Here is a 16,266-nt window from a genome sequence, read left to right on the forward strand (position 1 = left end):
CTCAGCCCTTCAGCCCCGGGAAATCCGCCTCGGAGTACTCCACGCCGAAGCCGTCGGGATGGGTGCCCCCGCCATGCCGGAGCTCCTCATTGTGCCGCAGCTCCACACGGCGGATTTTGCCCGAGATGGTCTTGGGCAGCGCCGCGAATTCCAGCCGCCGGATCCGTTTGAACGGCGCCAGGTGTTCGCGGCAGTACCGCAGGATGTCCTCGGCCAGCTCCGGCCCCGGCTCCAGCCCGGGCACCAGCACAACATAGGCCTTGGGGACCGAAAGCTTGACCGCATCCGGCGACGGCACCACAGCCGCCTCGGCCACGGCGGGGTGTTCCAGCAGCACGCTCTCCAGTTCGAACGGCGAGAGCCGGTAGTCGGAGGATTTGAAGACGTCGTCGTCGCGGCCCACATAGGTGATGACGCCGTGTTTGTCACGACTGGCCATGTCGCCCGTGTGGTAGTAGCCGCCACGGAACGCCTCGGCGGTCCGTTCCGCGTCCCCGTAGTAACCCTTCATCAGCCCCACCGGCCGGGGGTCCAGGCGGAGGCACAGCTCGCCGTCGTTGGCTTCTTTCCCCGTGTTGGGGTCCACCAGCACTACGTCATAGCCGGGAAGCGGCCGCCCCATGGCGCCGATGGTGACCGGCTGGCTGGGCGTGTTGGCTACCTGGACGGTGGTTTCGGTCTGGCCGAAGCCGTCCCTGATGGTCTGGCCCCACGCGCGCTGGACCTGCTCGATCACTTCGGCGTTCAAAGGCTCGCCCGCGGAGACCACCTTGGTGGGCGGGGTCTTCAGCACTTTCAGGTCCGCCTGGATGAGCATCCGCCAGACTGTGGGCGGGGCGCAGAAGCTGGTGACGCGTTCGCGGTCCATCTGCTCCATCAGGGCACGGGCGTCGAACCGTGCGTAGTTGTAGACAAATACGCACGCCTCCGCGATCCACGGGGCGAAGAAATTGGACCACGCGTGTTTGCCCCAGCCCGGCGATGCCACATTCAGGTGCACGTCACCAGGTTCCAGGCCAATCCAGTACATCGTGGAGAGGTGCCCCACTGGGTACGAGGTGTGGGTGTGCTCCACCAGCTTGGCCTTCGACGTGGTTCCGGACGTGAAATACAGCAGCAGCGTCTCGTCCGCCTGGGTGGGGGCGTCAGCCGTGAACGTGACTGCCGCCGTCGTCGAATCCGTGTACTGGAGGGCACCGGGGGTGCCGGCTGAACCGCCGCCGGCGCCGGTTTCGATCAGGCGGTAATCGCCGGGAACGCCGGCAAATTTGCCGATGTTGGAACGTCCGACGGCGGCCCAGCCCGCCTCGCCGCGCTCCACGCGTTCGGCCAGGTCCTCCGGACCCATCAGGGTGGTGGTGGGGATCAGGACAATGCCCAGCTTGATGCCGGCCAGCATCAGCTCCCAGAGCTCCACCTGGTTGCCCAGCATGATGATCATCCGGTCCCCGCGGCGCATGCCCTGGCTTCTCAGCCAGGTGGCCACCTGGTTGGAACGGGCGGCCAGGTCCGCGAAGCTCCGGCGGGTGGCCGAACCGTCCTGCTCCACGATGACCAGGGCCGGATTGTTGGCCTTCTCAGGATCTGCGGCGATCTGATCGAACCAGTCGAGGGCAAAATTGAACTCCGTGAACCGCGGCCACACGAACTCGCGCCTGGCCTGGTGGTAGTCGGAATGCAGGGTCAGCAGGCGGTCGCGTGCCGCGCGGAAGTCATCGGTGACTGACAAGGGGACACCTTTCGTCCAGTGATGCGCATCACTAAGAATCCATCCCTGTGCAATATACTAGGACATCCAAGGGTTTGGAAGACCGAAGGGATATGAAGCGTGCAGCCACAAGGACGTGAGCGTGTTGTGACCGGAGCCCCGCCCTTCCCAGAGGCGGACCTGATGCACATCGTGGACCTCCTGCCCGCGGCGGAACGTGCGCGCTACCTGGAGATCCGGGCGTTCCTGCAGTCCACGGTGCGGCAGGCATCCATTGACTACTGGAACCGCGAGGAGTTCCCGTTCGGGCTACTGGCGGAGATGGGCAAGCACGGGCTTGGCACGTTGCAGACGGACGGCACGTCCAAGCTCTTCAAAGGCCTGATGTACGTCGAGGTGGCCAGGGCGGACGTTTCGCTGTCGGCCCTGGTGGGGATCCACAACGAACTGATCGTGGGAATGATCGACGCCCTCGGTTCGGAGGAACAGAAGCAGCGGTGGCTGCCTGGCCTGAGGAACTTTACCCAGCTGGGCGCCTTCGCCCTGACCGAGCCGGAGCACGGCTCGGATATCGCCGGCGGGCTGGAAACCTCCGCGCGGCTGGAGGGCGGCGAGTGGGTGATCAACGGCGCGAAGCGCTGGATCGGCTCCGGGACCATCGCGGACTTCGCGCTGGTGTGGGCGCGTGACGCAGCGGACGGGCACATCAAGGGCTTCATTGTGGAGACGGACCGCGCTGGGTACCGGGCAACCAAGATTGCCAACAAGATCGGCCTGCGGATCATGCAGAACGCGGACATTGTGCTGGACAACGTCAGGATTCCGGCGTCCAACATGTTGCCGGGCGCCACGGACTTCTCCAAAGCCAACGACCTCCTGCGGGATTCGCGCGCCTGGGTTGGCTGGCAGGGTGCCGGGATCCAGCTGGCCGCGTTCGACGTCGCCCGTTCCTACTCCCTGGAACGCAGGCAATTCGGCAAGGAACTGGCATGCTTCCAGCTGGTCCAGCAGCAACTGGCGGAGATCCTGGGCAACGCCTCCGCGTCACTGGCATTGATGGCCCAGCTCGCCCGGATCCAGACGGACGGCAAGCTGGAGATGGCGCAGGCGGCCATGGCAAAGTCCACGTGCACCCGGCTGGCCCGCGCGTCGGTGGCGATGGGACGGTCGCTGCTGGGCGGCAACGGGATCAGCTCGGACTTTGAAATGGGCAAGCTGTTTGGTGATGCCGAAATCCTCTATACCTATGAGGGCAGCTACGAAATCAATTCGCTGATTGTTGGCCGGGCCGTTACCGGAAAATCGGCCTTCGTCTAGCAATTCACGGGAAAAGAACTTAAGAAAAAACTGCCCTGGCTATGCTTTGCAGCACGGTCAGGGCAGTTGATCAGAACCTTAGAGCGGGCGAATATTCTCTGCCTGCGGGCCCTTGGGACCCTGGGTCACATCGAATTCGACTTTCTGGTTCTCATCCAGCGAGCGGTAGCCGCTGCTGGCGATTGCGGAATAGTGCGCGAAAACATCGGCGGATCCGTCGTCCGGAGCGATGAAACCAAAGCCCTTTTCAGCGTTGAACCATTTAACTGTGCCTGTTGCCATTGCTAACTTCCTTTGTAACCCTTTTCTGGTCCTGCTCGGACGGCAGGCAGACGCGGAGTCTGTAGTCCGCTGTCTCAAACCTAGGGGCTGCGCGGTGGGCGTGCAATAGCTGCAGTCATCAAGTGTCACCGCTGTTACAGAAGTGGTACGCGGGAATTGTCCACTGCGGGCTAGCGCATGCCCTCCCGGCGGATGGCCGTGGCGATCGCCGCGGAGCGGGTCTCCACACCGAGCTTGGCGTAGATATGCGCCAGATGGGTCTTGACGGTGGCCTCGGAGATGAAGAGCCGCTGGCCCAGTTCCCGGTTGCTGAGCCCCTCGGTCAGGAGGCTCAGCAGCTCCGCCTCCCGGGGCGTCAGGACCTCGTCGGGATTGCGCAGCTGCTGGAAGAGCCGGGAGGCCACGGGGGCGCTCATGACGCTCTTCCCTTGCACGGCACCGCGGATGGCGGCGAAGATTTCGTCCGGGGCGGCGTCCTTGAGGAGGTAGCCCATGGCGCCGGCGTCGACCGCCCGGACGATGTCCGCGTCGGAATCGTATGTGGTGAACACCAGGATGGCTTGCCGGCTGTTGCGCTGCCGCAGCTGCCTGATGGCCTCGATCCCGTCCATTCCGGCGCCCATGGCCAGATCCATCACCACCACGGCAGGGGAGTGGTGTTCCACCAGCCCCAGCGCTTCCTCGCCGGAGGCGGCCTCGGCCACCACGTCAAAGTCAGGCTGCGTACCCAGCAGTGCCTTGAGTCCGCTCCGGACCACCAGGTGGTCGTCCACCAGGAGGACAGTGATGGTAGTCATGCGTCCTCCGGTGTCATCTGCTGGCCAGGTGGCGCTGGCTGCACCCGGGCCGGCACCTGTGCGGCCACGATGGTCCCTTCGCCGGGGGAACTTTCCACCGAGAATACCCCGCCCAGCTGCTCAACCCGCTGGCGCATTGCCCGCAGCCCGTAGCCTCCGGCGTCCGACGGCGGTGCTGCCGCCGACGGGTCAAAGCCCGTCCCGTCGTCGTAGATGTCTAGGGTGACCGAGTCAGGAAGGAACCCCAGCGTCAGGGTTGTGGTGGCGGCGTTTGCGTGCTGCTGGATGTTAGCGGCCGCGCTCTGGACCACCCGCAGCAGGGTGTGCCGGACTTCCGCAGGGACCTCCCTCGGTTCGCCGGTGACCAGGAGCCGGGCGTGCGGGACGTACTGGGCGGCCGCCTGGTGCAGGGCTTCGGGAAGCGGCGATGCGTCGAGGCCCGGGGAGGCGAGCTCGTGGACCAGATTGCGCGTCTCGGAGAGATTCCGGCGCAGCAGTTCCGTAGCCTGGTTGAGCTCCTGGCGCGATGCCTCGCCTGGCCACGAACGGTCAGCGGCCTCCAGGAGCAGCAGGCTGCTGGCCAGGCCCTGCGTCACGGTGTCGTGGATCTCTCGCGATACGCGCTCGCGTTCGGCGATGGTGCCGGCCAGGCGCTCGCTGGCCGCCAGCTGCCCGTGTGCCAGCGATACCTCCGCATGGAGACGGCGCTGCTCCGCGGCGTCGTGCTCGATCCGGTCATAGATCAGCGTAAGCATCACGCCGACGGCGAGCGGCCCCAGCAGCATCGCGAGGTCCGTCCCGTCGCTGAGCCGGAACAGCCCGACGGCGGTGGCGGCCGCCGTCGCGCTTGCCGCCACGTAACCCACGGCGCCCGTAAAGGCTGTCCGGCACAGGAAGAGGATCGCAAAGGAACACCAGGCGAAGCTGGGTGCCGCGATGACAAGTGCTGCCCAGACGGCCACAAACACGAGCATCCAGACCGCCCATGGGCGTCTCTGCCGGGCCAGTACGGCGATGACGGCGTAGAGCCCGCACACCGTTCCAGCCAGGCCGAGGACCAGCAGGTTGTCCTGCAGGCTGTGCCGCATAGCATAGCGGACGGCCGAAGCGACGAGCAGGACAGCAAAGCCAAGGTGGACGGCGGTGTCGATCCTGCCGAACCGGCCAGGGGAGGCGGCCGGTCCCCGAGGCTGGGCGCGTCCGGTGGTCAGCGAAGATCCGTCGGTCAGGGTTTTACGGGGAGTGACTGGGGAGGGCATGGGGTCCGGTTCAGGTCAGGGGCGTTCCTATCCCATGCTATTGCCCGCGCCGTTGCTGGTCTCTCCGCCTTTTGGCTGATGCTGCTGGCCATCCGGGGGAGCGGGGCGCAGCCAAAGGCCCGATGCTTACCGCTGCGGGGCCGGACAGGATGGATGGACCCGATGCCCGTTCCAATGGATTCCGCCAACGTGAGTCCAGCAACGTGAGTCCAGCAACGTGAGTCCATCAACCCAAGGAGAAACACCGTGAAGAAGTCCAACAAGATTGCCGCCGCCGCTGCTGCCGCAGGAGCTTTGCTGCTGACGGGAGGGCTAACCGCTGCAGCCAACGCCGGGACCAGCCAGGCGGCCGCTCCCGCCGCGGTACCCGCCGTCGATATCCCGCAGGCGCCGCAGACCGTGGTGGCGCAGAACCGCATCACCGCGGGTGCCTCGGCCGATGCGGTCCGGGCAGCCCTTGCGAAATGCCAGGCTGACAAGCTGCCGTTCGTCACGGTGGCCCTGGTGGACAGGTTCGGCACCGTCCAGGCGCTCCTGCGCGGGGACAACGCCGCCGAGCACACGATCGAAGCAGCCCAGCAGAAGGCCTACACCGCGGCCGCGTTCGGCGCACCGACGAGCGAGCTGGCCAAGCGCGTCAACGGCAACGGGCCCAGCATCGCGGACCTCCCCGGCACCCTGTTCCTGCCCGGCGGCGTCCCGCTCAAGGTCAATGGTGTGTCCGTGGCAGGCATCGGCGTGGGCGGTGCCCCCGACGGCAACCTGGACGAAGCCTGCGCCACCGCCGGCGCCGAGGCCATCGCCGCTGCCGCTGCCGGCTCAGGCAAGTAGGCTCGGCTCCATGAGGCGGTTCAGGACCTGGCGCCGGGCACGCAGGGCGGCCGCAATTCTCCTTCTGGCGGGCGGTGTATCAGCTTGCCTGGCCGCCTGCCAGGCGGGACCTGGCGAGCCGCAACGGCAGGAGTCGCCGCCGTCGTCCGTCCTGGTCAGCCCCGGCAGCCAGCCCCCGTCCGGACCGTCAGCTTGGCCGGGTACGTCCCCGCCTGCTTCCGCCGCAACGGCAGCCACCAAACCACCAGCCCTGTCCGCCGAGGCCCAGACCCGGCTCGACCAGGAGCTTATCGCCGCCGCGAAGGCCAACAATGTGGCGCTGGTTGGTGAGCTGATCGGCCGCGGCGCCAACGTGAACGCCAAGGACGCCATCCAGGATTCCGCGTTCCTCTACGCCGGGGCAGAGGGCTTCAACGAGGTGCTCCAGCTGACGCTCGCGAACGGAGCAGATGTTGCCAGCACCAACCGTTTCGGCGGCACAGCGTTGATTCCCGCGAGTGAACACGGCCACGTGGAAACGGTCCGGATCCTTATTGCCGCCGGAGTTCCCGTGAACCATGTCAACGACCTGGGCTGGACCGCCATGCAGGAAGCCATCCTGCTGAACAACGGCGGGCCACGGCAGCAAGACGTAGTCCGGCAGCTGCTGGCTGCCGGTGCGGACCCGGGCATACGCGATCCCCAAGGCCGGACGCCGTTGGAGAATGCGGAGCGGCTGGGCTTCGGCGAGATCGCTGCCCTGATCCGTGCCCGCTGACACAGGGCTAAAGCACGTCCTCGAACAACTCCACATATTTCCGCGTCATCGCCTCCGCGCTGAATCTGGTTTCGACGGCGGACCGGCAGTCATGCCGGTCCAGGCCGGACGCACGCTGCAGGCAGCTGGCCAGTGCATCGGTACTCGCGGCGAGGAAACCGGTGACTCCGTGCTCGATGATTTCCGGTGCGGAGCCCCGCGGAGTGGCCACAACGGGGGTGCCGGCGGCCAGCGCCTCGATCATGACCATTCCAAAGGGTTCGTCCCACTGCACAGGGTTGAGCAGCGCGACGGCATTGCCCAGCAGGGCGAACTTTCCGGCTGCGTCCAGTTCTCCGAGGAACTCTTCATCAGGCCCGAGCAAGGGAGCGACCACGGAGCGGAAATAATCCACTTCCGCCGGGTCGCTCATTTTTGCGGCGATCTTGAGCTGAATTCCCGCTCTGCGGGCCACCGCGATGGCCTCAGCGATGCCTTTGCACGGCGCCATTCGGCCCAGAAAACACGCGTAGCCACCAGCTCCGGCACCGGGTGGAACAGTTGCGGGATCGATGCCGTGGTGGATGACCCGTCGGATTCTCACATCCGGGGCGCTGTTGGCCTGGTGCTGCGAGATGGCCACCAGTGACACGTCCCGGCTGAAGGCTTCATATACCCGGCACAGCTCCGGCCGCATGTCCGAATGAATGGTGCTGACCACTGGAATCCCGGGTGGGCGGTGCCGGTACAACGGTCCCGCCAGGGTGTGGTCATGGATGATATCGACGTCGTCCAGTCCGGCGTAGGCCCTGATCACGTGCGGCAGCTCTGAGCTTGTTCTGCCCATGGCAGCACGCTCCGTCCGGGCGAAACCGCCGATCCGTTCCACCGGGCAGGTGCTATCGGCAGCCGCGGCAAGCAGCACGCTATGCCCGGCCGCCGCCAGCGAGGTGGCCAGCGCATGGATCATCGCCTCCGTTCCGCCGTAGCCTAGGGGCGGGACGGGGAGCCATGGTGGAGCTATCAGTCCTATCCGCAAGATGCGCGCTCCTGTTCGGGGTTTAGCCCGTCTTGTCCAGCTTCTCGGCGAGCTCAACCAGATCGGCAAGGGGGGGACGTGTCCCGCGGTGGAACGTCATCCCCGGCGGGAGCCCCTCGATCGTGGCCTGGCTGCCGGTCACGTCGATGGTGATCCGGCCATCGCCTATGGGGCAGTTGGTGATGTGGACCCGGCCCCAGGACTCCGGCAGCACCGGGTCCATCCACATACCGTTCATGGAGACGTGGGGGTCATACCGCAGCAGTGTGCGCAGCAGATGCACCGGGGTGGTGGCAGCCCAGGCCTGGGGCGAGCAAGCCGTCGGGTAAGGCACCGGTTCCGGGAAATCAGCGCGGTCAAATCCGCAGAACAATTCAGGCAAGCGGTGGTCCGTGAAATCCGCCGCCTCAATAAGTCCGCGGGCAACCCGCTGGGCCTCGTCCACAAATCCGTACCTCATCAGGCCCGTAGCAATCATCGCGTTGTCATGCGGCCACACGGATCCGTTGTGGTAGCTCGCCGGGTTGTAGGCACCCATGTCCGTGGCCAGGGTGCGGATCCCCCAGCCGCTGAACATTTCCGGCGACATCAGGCGGGCAGCCACCAGCGGCGCCTTGTCGGCGTCGATAATCCCGTTCCACAAGCAGTGCCCCATGTTGGAGGCACAGGCATCCACGGGTCTCTTGTCCCGGTCCAGGGCGATGGCGTAGTAGCCACGGTCCGGCAGCCAGAACTGTTCGTTGAACTGCTTTTTAAGCCGCGCCGCGCGTTCCCGCAACTCCCGCGCCAAAGCCAGGTCTCCGGCGTCGTACGCCATCCACGCCCGGGCGATGTAGGCGCCGTACACGTAACCCTGCACTTCGCAGAGGGCGATCGGCGGCTCTGCCATGCGGCCGTCCGCGAAATTTATGCCGTCCCAGGAATCCTTCCATCCCTGGTTGATCAGCCCCTGGTTGTTGAGCCGCTGATATTCCACAAAGCCGTCGCCGTCGCTGTCCCCGTAATCCCTGATCCATTCCAGCGCCCTGTCAGCGTTGGGCAGCAGTGCGGCCACCTGGTCCGCGGCGAGCCCCCAGCGGCTGACTTCGCCGAGCAGCGTGACGAACAACGGCGTGGCATCGGCCGTGCCGTAATAGGCGGACTTGCCGCCCAGTGCCAGGCCCGTGCTGACGCCCAGCCGGACCTCATGGAGGATCCGGCCGGGCTGCTCTTCGGTCAGCGCGTCCACCGCGTTGCCCTGCCTTTCGGCCAGCGTCTGCAAGGTGTCCAAGGCCAGCGACGGGTCCACAGGCAGCGCCATATAGGACGAGAGAAGCGAATCGCGGCCGAAGAGGGCCATGAACCATGGAGCACCCGCTGCGACGACGGTCCGGTCCGGATGCAGCGGGTCCTCGATCTGGAGGGCGCCGATGTCATCATGGCTGCGCTGCAGGGTGCGGGCAATCGACACGTTGCTGACGTACATCGCGGGGATCTTCCGGATCCACTCCTGGCGCCGTATTTCCGCAGGCGAGGTGCCGGTTGCCTGGCGCTGGAAGGGCGCGGGCGTTTCGGCTGTGTCCAGTAGCGGCGACACCGTCACCCTTGTGCGCCACTGGCCGTGCGGCGGCACCACGGTGCGGTAGCCCAGGCCTTCGTGGCTAAAAGTCGCGTCGGGAGCCTGGAGTACAACCCCCTTGTGTATTCCCCGCCAGACGCCTTTGATGGTGAGGGAGTCGCCTTCCGGGTGCCGGGACTGGTCCCAGTATCGGATGATCCGGGCGTCTTTCACCTCAAAGAGGTCCGCGAAGTCCGCGTCCATCGCCAGCTCCAGCACGCACACGGCAGGCTCGCGGGAATGGTTCCGGACGGTGATCTCTTCCTGGATGCCCGCGCCCACCTCGCGGTTTCGTTCCACGATCAAAGGGCTGTCCGCATGGCCGGCTGACCGGCCCGGACGACCTATGAAGACGGCCCGGTACGGTTCGAGGGCACGGGCGGCCAGCGGCTCCAAAGTCACATCATTGACCGTCAGTCTCCAGCGGGAGACGATGCGGGTGTCCTCATGGAACACGCCATGGGGGCGGTCGGAGTACATGTCGCCGGCAAGACCGGAAATGCAGAAGTTCGAGCCATCCACGAGTGTCACCGTGGCCCCCAGAGGGCCAGCCGCGGTGTCAGCATTCCATCCAGCCATCCCTGGCTCCTTTGACGCTCATCCTGTAAGCAACGCTGCGGGGCCCGTTCCTGTGGATCCCGCGGTGGATCAGAAGGGCTGCCGCCGCGGATCAATCAGTCGTGGGATCTTCGTCCTCGTCGGCTCCAACGGAGCCTGATGGGCAACAAATCTGTGATGGCCGACCTCCATCAGGAGCACGTTGGTTCTATGACCCTACGCTTGTGGTTCTGTGGACGCTAGGTGCGGAACCCACCACGTATCCCTAGACCGCTTCGAGGACGCTGACGTAGTTGGCAATGCCTACACCGCCCATGTTCTGGACGGCGGCGCGGCGAGGGCTGGCGAGCTGCATGTCGCCAGCCGTCCCGGTGAGCTGCATGGCGGCGATGACGTGCTGGGATACGCCGGTTGCACCCACGGGGTGGCCCTTGGCCTTGAGTCCGCCGGAGACGTTGATGGGCAGCTTCCCGTCCTTGAAGACCCAGCCTTCCTGCACAGCGCGGGCGCCCTGGCCGGGTTCGGTCAGTCCCATGGCCTCGTACATCAGCAGTTCGGCGATGGTGAAGCAGTCGTGGACTTCGGCGAAGTCCAGGTCTTCAAGCCCGACGCCGGCCATCCCCAGCGCGCGCTGCCAGGACATGCGCGTGGCGGCGAAAGCCGTAGGATCCCGGCGTTCAGCCGGGAAGAAGTCGTTCGCCTGGCCGAAGCCGGCGAGCCGCACCAGCGCTGTGGCCCCGCCGGTTGGCGACGTGCTGAGCACAACGGCAGCGGCGCCGTCGGACACGGGGGAGCAGTCGGTGCGGCGCAGCGGATCGGCCACCATGGGGTTCTTGTCCGAGACGGTGCGGCAGAACTCCTCGCCGAGGTCCTTGCGGAGCTGGGCATAGGGGTTGTCGACGCCGTTGCGGTGGTTCTTGGCCGCGATGGAGCCCAGCACGTCGCCCAGCTGTCCGTCGCCGCGACCGTAGCGCTTTTCGTAGTGCTTGGCGACGTCCGCGAACAGGCCCGTAAAGCCGGTGGTGGACGTCTGGCCGGCCATGTCGTAGTCGGCGCCCAGCAGGGCGGCCCCCACAACGTCGGCGCCGGCGTGGGTCATCTTCTCGGCGCCGATCACCAGCACGGTCTTCGCCGTCCCGGCAAGCAGCGACTTGGTGCCCTGCTGGAACGCGGCCGACCCGGAGGCGCAGGCGTTCTCCACACGCGTGGCGGCGACGTTGGCCAGCTGGTCCGAGACCTGCAATGCCAGCGAGGACGGGAACGCCAGCGGCATCATGCCGGAGTTGAACTGGCCCAGGTAGATCTCATCGATCTGGCTGGGCTCGATCCCGGCGTTGCTGATTGCCTCGGTGGCCACCTGGACGATCAGGGACTCAAGGGTCTCGTCCGTGAGCTTGCCGAACCGGCTGTGGCCCCAGCCGGTGAGCAGGACATCCTTGCCGAACTGTTCCTTGAGGCTCATGCCTCTACTCCCGCAGTTTCAAGCTCGACGTCGAATGCGGCTTCGGTCTTTTCGCGGATTTCCTCCACTGTGACCCCCGGCGCAAGGCGGGTCAGCGTGAGCTGCCGCCTGCCGTCGTCGTCCGATTTCACGATGTCGAAAACGGCGAGATCGCTGATGATCCGGTCCACGCAACGCAGGCCGGTGAGCGGCAGGGTGCACTCGGTGACGATCTTGGCCGTGCCGTCCTTGGCGTTGTGCTCGGTCAGGACCACCACGCGCGGCGTGCCGGCCACGAGGTCCATGGCGCCGCCCATGCCCTTGACCATTTTGCCGGGGATGGTCCAGTTGGCGAGGTCGCCGTTGCCGGAGACCTGCATGGCGCCCAGGATGGCCACCTTGACGTGGCCGCCGCGGATCATGCCGAACGATGTGGCGGAGTCGAAGATGCTGCCGCCGGGCAGGACCGTGACGGTCTGCTTGCCGGCGTTGATGAGGTCGGCGTCTTCGTCGCCCTCATAGGGGAACGGGCCCATGCCGAGCAGGCCGTTTTCGCTCTGCAGGACCACGCGGACGCCGTCGGGCAGGTTGTTGGCCACCAGCGTGGGGATGCCGATGCCCAGGTTCACGTAGTCGCCGTCGTTCAGTTCCTCGGCCGCGATGGCAGCCATTTCATCCCTGGTCCAGGCCATGGGGTTCTCCTTGGGGTTAGAAGTATGCGGGGGCTTAAGTGTTCGTTCGCGCTGCGGGGTGGGGCGGGCGAGTGGCGTTCACGCGGGGACTGTTGCCGCTTCCCGGGGGCGGACGGTGCGCTGTTCAATGTCCTTGACCCGGCCGCTCGCCTGGACCAGGTGCTGGACGTATACGCCCGGGGTGACGATGTGGTTGGGATCCAGTGCGCCGGGCTCCACGATGACTTCGGCTTCGGCGATGGTCACCAGGCCGGCGGTGGCCACCACGGGGTTGAAGTTCCGGGCCGTGTAGCGGTAGATCAGGTTGCCGTCCGTGTCCGCGGTGTGCGCGTGGACCAGCGCCACGTCGGCCCGGATGGCGCGCTCCTGGACGTACGTTTCGCCGTCGAACTCTGCGAGCGGTTTGCCTTCGGCGACCAGGGTTCCGACGCCGGTCTTGGTGTAGAAGGCGGGGATGCCGGCGCCGCCGGCACGGAGGCGCTCGGCCAGGGTGCCCTGCGGCGTGAACTCCACCTCAAGCAGGCCCGCGAGGTACTGCTCGGCGAAGAGTTTGTTCTCGCCCACATACGATGCGATCACCTTGCGGACCTGGCCGGCTTCGATCAGCACGCCCAGGCCTTTCCCGTCCACGCCCATGTTGTTCGACACCACGGTCAGGTCGCGCACACCGGAATCACGCACGGCCTCGATGAGGTCCGCCGGGATGCCGCCCAGGCCAAAACCGCCGACGGCGAGCGTCATGCCGTCCTGGAGCACTTCCGCCAGGGCCGCGGCGGCGTTGGATTTCAGTTTGGACATTCCGTCTCCTCATCATCGAGCGTGCAGAGCCATTCAAGTCCTCCACGTTGTGGACGCTGGGCCTGAAGAAGGAGCCTAGGGTGCTCAAGAAAGTTGGTCAACGGCGTAATTCTGCCCGCAAGGCAGATATTTCACAGCGTGGACGCTAGGCTTTGAGGTGTCCACATTGTGGAGGATTTCTTGAGAGTTGGTGATCCGAATGAAGAATCCAGTCCAAGGGGCTCAGGTGGTGGGCCGCGTGGCATCACTGCTCCGGCTTGTCGGCCGGAAGCCGGAGGGCAGCTCGATTGCCGGGCTGGTCCGTGAGTCCGGGCTGACGCGCCCCACCGTCCACCGGCTCCTGGCCTCCCTTGCCGCGGAGGGCCTCCTGGACCACGATGCCCGCAGCGGAAACTGGATCCTGGGCCCTGAGATTTTCCTGCTGGGATCAGTGGCGGCGGCCCGCTTCCCGTTTGAGGACCTGGCGCGGCCAAGCCTCCGCCGGCTGGCGGAGGAGACCGGCGAGAGCGCGTTCTATTCCATCCGCAGGGGCCAGGAGACGGTCTGCGTGCTGCGGGAAGAGGGCAGCTTCCCGGTACGTTCCTTCGTGCTGCACGAGGGAGTCCGATTTCCACTGGGTGTGGCCTCGGCCGGGACCGCCATCATGGCGTTCCTCCCGGATGAGGAACAGGAAGCCATCCTGTCCGGCTGGGACCAGCACGCCGGCAGTTTCGCGGCAGGCCACAGCATGGACGTGGTGCGCAGGAATCTGGAACGGACCCGGCTGCATGGATTCGCAGTGAATCCCGGCCTCGTGCTGGAAGGCAGCTGGGGAATGGGGACGGCCGTGTTCGACCAGCTGGGCAGGCCCGTGGGCGCGCTTTCACTCACCGGCATCGAACCCCGGTTCCGGCCGGAACGGCAGGGGTTCCTCGGCAAACTGCTGATGGAGGAAGCCCACCGGATCAGCACCACACTGAGTTCAACACTGACCGGCCGCTGAATCCACGGTCGTCGCCGCTGAGTTTCCCCGGCTTAGGGAAGGAACGACGACGGCGCGCCGCGTTTTCGGGGCGACGCGCCGCCGTCGTGCCCCAAAAGTGGGGAATTCCAGCGTTGTGTGGAGCGCTTACTTCCACCACGTATCGAAGATGGTGACCGGCACGGTGCGCTTGTGGCGTGTGCGGAGGTACTTCTGTTCGATCAGCTCGGCCGCCGCTTCGGGGATCTCCCGGCCTTCGAGGTAATCATCGATCTGGTCGTACTTGATTCCCAGTTCGTCCTCGTCGGTGCGTCCGGGCCTGCCGTCCAGGAGGTCGGCGGTGGGTACTTTTTCCCAGACACGGGCAGGGGCGCCCAGCTCGGCCAGCAGTTCGCGGTTCTGGCGTTTGTTGAGGCCGAACAGGGGCAGGATGTCCGCGCCGCCGTCGCCGAATTTAGTGAAGAACCCGGTGACGGACTCTGCGCCGTGGTCGGTGCCGATCACCAGGTAGTTGTGCTCCCCGGCCAGCGCGTACTGCGCGATCATCCGCGTGCGGGCCTTGGTGTTGCCCTTGTGGAAATCGGAAATCCCGTTGCCCACCGTCTTCTCGAATTCGTTCTCGAAGCCATCCACGGCGGCGGAGATGTTGAAGGTCCATTCCGTCTTGGCCTGGATGAAGTCCAGGGCGGCCTGGGCGTCGTCCTCGTCGTGCTGGACGCCGTACGGAAGGCGGACCGCCACGAAGTTGGCCTCCACGCCTTCGGCATCAAGCTCCTCCACGGCCAGCTGGGCCAGTCTGCCGGCGAGGGAGGAGTCCAGCCCGCCCGAGATGCCCAGGACAAAGCCCTTGGTGTGGGTTGCCCGGAGGTAATCCTTCAGGAAATCCACCCGCTTGCGCACCTCCCCGAGGGGGTCGATCCGGGGCTGCACGCCCATTTCTTCGATGATGGTGGCTTGGAGTTCGCGCATGTGATCCAGCCTAGTCAGCGCTGTCAACAACGCTCAACTGTGTCCACCCGAACCACCCACGTGTCCACCCGAACCACTCACAGCCCGGCGCGAACGGACACTTGGGGCCCGGACCTACAGCGCTGCCGGTGCCGCTCCCGTTGAACCGCGGACGGTGAGATGCGTAGGCATCAGCGACCGGCTGCGGCTGCCACCGCCCGCCAGCGGGTTGAGCTGGGCCAGGAGCATGGACACTGCTACGCGGCCTGCTTGTTCGATCGGGGACGTCATGGTGGTCAGCGGGGGATTGCAGAAGTCCGCGCCAAAGATGTCGTCGCAGCCCACCACGCTGATGTCCTCCGGGACCCGGATGCCGCGTTCGCGCAGCCGCTGAAGCATGCCGATGGCGATGAGGTCGTTAAAGGCAATGCAGGCGGTGACGCCGGAGTGCACGGCCGCATCGGCTGCGGCGGCACCTGATTGTGTCTTGGGGGCGAACGGTCCCAGCCTGCGCACGTCCACGCCGCGGTCCTCGGCGGCGGCCGCCAGGGCTGTCCAGCGAAGGGTGCTGGATTGGGACGTGAGTGGACCGGCCATGTAGGCGATGCGGGTGTGGCCGAGGGAAATCAGATGGTCCAGCGCCTGGCTGGTGGCGGAGGGAGTGTCAATCACGACGGCGGGAACGCCGGCTACGTCGCGGTTGATGGTCACCATGGGAATCCTGGCTGCGGCGGCCAGCAGCGCCTCATCGCTGAGCCTGGACGCGGCGACGATGATTCCGTCAGCGCTCTTGCGCAGCTGCTCCATGGTGGAGGCCTCCACTTCGTCGGACTCTTCGGTGTCCACGAGCAGCTGCGTGTAGCCGGCTGCCTTGAGCTGCAGCTGGGTGCCACGGATGAGATCGAAATAGAAGGGGTTGGTGATGTCGGGCACCAGGACGCCGACGGCGCCGGTGCGGCCGGAGCTCAGGGCTTTAGCTTGGCTGTTCGGCGTGTAGTTCAGCTCGGCCGCCGCCGCTTCGATGCGGGCGCGGGTTCGGATGTTGACCCGGTCCGGAGTGGAAAGTGCGCGGGACACGGTGGACGCGGCCACACCGCAGATCGCGGCGATGTCGTGGATGGTGGCAGGACGGTCTGTTCCGGCTGCTTGCATCGCCATGGCGCGCTCCTCACTGAACGGGATGACTGGGGGCTTGTGACGGTTGCCACAGCCCTATAGCTCCTAGATTGCCACAGCCTGCAATCATTTGGCAATCGGTTGTCATTGACAGCTGACGTGTCTAGACTTAGGGCAGCACTTGTT

15 protein-coding genes are annotated in these 16,266 nt (G+C 66.0%); 4 read left to right on the forward strand and 11 right to left on the reverse strand.

The window, feature by feature from the left end:
- Position 1: 1 nt before the first annotated feature.
- Entirely contained in the window at positions 2-1,729 is a 1,728-nt protein-coding gene (locus tag ACX80X_RS07140) for an AMP-binding protein (protein ID WP_459311616.1), read from the reverse strand.
- A 162-nt stretch (positions 1,730-1,891) separates the two neighbouring features.
- Here ACX80X_RS07140 and ACX80X_RS07145 point away from each other — a divergent pair, with 162 nt between their 5' ends.
- Positions 1,892-3,025 carry an acyl-CoA dehydrogenase family protein gene (locus ACX80X_RS07145; RefSeq protein ID WP_252602778.1) on the forward strand — a complete coding sequence of 378 codons (1,134 nt, stop codon included), beginning with the start codon at positions 1,892-1,894 and terminating at the stop codon, positions 3,023-3,025.
- Between the two features lie 78 nt (positions 3,026-3,103).
- On the opposite strand, the gene ACX80X_RS07150 is transcribed toward ACX80X_RS07145, so the two are convergent.
- From ACX80X_RS07150 to ACX80X_RS07160, 3 genes are all read right to left on the reverse strand, one after another.
- A complete protein-coding gene (locus tag ACX80X_RS07150) occupies positions 3,104-3,307 on the reverse strand; it encodes a cold-shock protein (RefSeq protein ID WP_013599688.1) in 204 nt (67 codons plus the stop codon).
- A 170-nt stretch (positions 3,308-3,477) separates the two neighbouring features.
- Positions 3,478-4,104, reverse strand: a complete 627-nt coding sequence (locus tag ACX80X_RS07155) for a response regulator (RefSeq protein WP_252602747.1) — start codon at positions 4,102-4,104, stop codon at positions 3,478-3,480.
- Complete coding sequence (locus tag ACX80X_RS07160; protein WP_459311618.1) at positions 4,101-5,363, reverse strand: sensor histidine kinase; 1,263 nt, start codon at positions 5,361-5,363, stop codon at positions 4,101-4,103. Before ACX80X_RS07160 ends, ACX80X_RS07155 begins: the two co-directional genes overlap by 4 nt.
- 246 nt (positions 5,364-5,609) lie before the next feature.
- Between ACX80X_RS07160 and ACX80X_RS07165 the strand changes: the two genes are divergently transcribed.
- Together ACX80X_RS07165 and ACX80X_RS07170 are read left to right on the forward strand one after the other, a co-directional pair.
- Complete coding sequence (locus ACX80X_RS07165; protein WP_252602752.1) at positions 5,610-6,194, forward strand: GlcG/HbpS family heme-binding protein; 585 nt, start codon at positions 5,610-5,612, stop codon at positions 6,192-6,194.
- 10 nt (positions 6,195-6,204) lie between these two features.
- The gene (locus ACX80X_RS07170) at positions 6,205-6,951 is read left to right on the forward strand and encodes an ankyrin repeat domain-containing protein (RefSeq protein ID WP_459311620.1); all 747 of its coding nucleotides are present in this window, start codon (positions 6,205-6,207) and stop codon (positions 6,949-6,951) included.
- 7 nt (positions 6,952-6,958) lie between these two features.
- Here ACX80X_RS07170 and ACX80X_RS07175 read toward each other — a convergent pair whose 3' ends face one another.
- The 5 genes from ACX80X_RS07175 to ACX80X_RS07195 form a co-directional block, all read right to left on the reverse strand.
- Positions 6,959-7,969, reverse strand: a complete 1,011-nt coding sequence (locus ACX80X_RS07175) for a glycosyltransferase family 4 protein (protein WP_459311622.1) — start codon at positions 7,967-7,969, stop codon at positions 6,959-6,961.
- A gap of 22 nt (positions 7,970-7,991) precedes the next feature.
- A complete protein-coding gene (locus ACX80X_RS07180) occupies positions 7,992-10,145 on the reverse strand; it encodes an amylo-alpha-1,6-glucosidase (RefSeq protein ID WP_252602761.1) in 2,154 nt (717 codons plus the stop codon).
- Positions 10,146-10,389: 244 nt separating this feature from the next.
- Complete coding sequence (locus tag ACX80X_RS07185; protein WP_252613997.1) at positions 10,390-11,586, reverse strand: acetyl-CoA acetyltransferase; 1,197 nt, start codon at positions 11,584-11,586, stop codon at positions 10,390-10,392.
- Positions 11,583-12,257: a CoA transferase subunit B gene (locus tag ACX80X_RS07190; protein ID WP_459311624.1), complete on the reverse strand. Its 675-nt coding sequence runs from the start codon at positions 12,255-12,257 to the stop codon at positions 11,583-11,585. Before ACX80X_RS07190 ends, ACX80X_RS07185 begins: the two co-directional genes overlap by 4 nt.
- Before the next feature lie 78 nt (positions 12,258-12,335).
- A complete protein-coding gene (locus ACX80X_RS07195; protein WP_252613996.1) occupies positions 12,336-13,055 on the reverse strand; it encodes a CoA transferase subunit A in 720 nt (239 codons plus the stop codon).
- Between the two features lie 199 nt (positions 13,056-13,254).
- Here ACX80X_RS07195 and ACX80X_RS07200 point away from each other — a divergent pair, with 199 nt between their 5' ends.
- A complete protein-coding gene (locus ACX80X_RS07200) occupies positions 13,255-14,037 on the forward strand; it encodes an IclR family transcriptional regulator (protein ID WP_252602772.1) in 783 nt (260 codons plus the stop codon).
- Between the two features lie 126 nt (positions 14,038-14,163).
- Here the strand turns inward: ACX80X_RS07200 and nadE are convergent, their stop codons facing one another.
- Positions 14,164-14,985 carry an ammonia-dependent NAD(+) synthetase gene (gene nadE / locus ACX80X_RS07205; RefSeq protein WP_252602126.1) on the reverse strand — a complete coding sequence of 274 codons (822 nt, stop codon included), beginning with the start codon at positions 14,983-14,985 and terminating at the stop codon, positions 14,164-14,166.
- A gap of 114 nt (positions 14,986-15,099) precedes the next feature.
- Positions 15,100-16,116 (reverse strand): LacI family DNA-binding transcriptional regulator, encoded by a 1,017-nt coding sequence (locus tag ACX80X_RS07210; protein WP_252602232.1) that lies wholly within the window; start codon positions 16,114-16,116, stop codon positions 15,100-15,102.
- Positions 16,117-16,266: the final 150 nt, after the last annotated feature.

This window comes from Pseudarthrobacter sp. MDT3-1, from assembly GCF_054510755.1.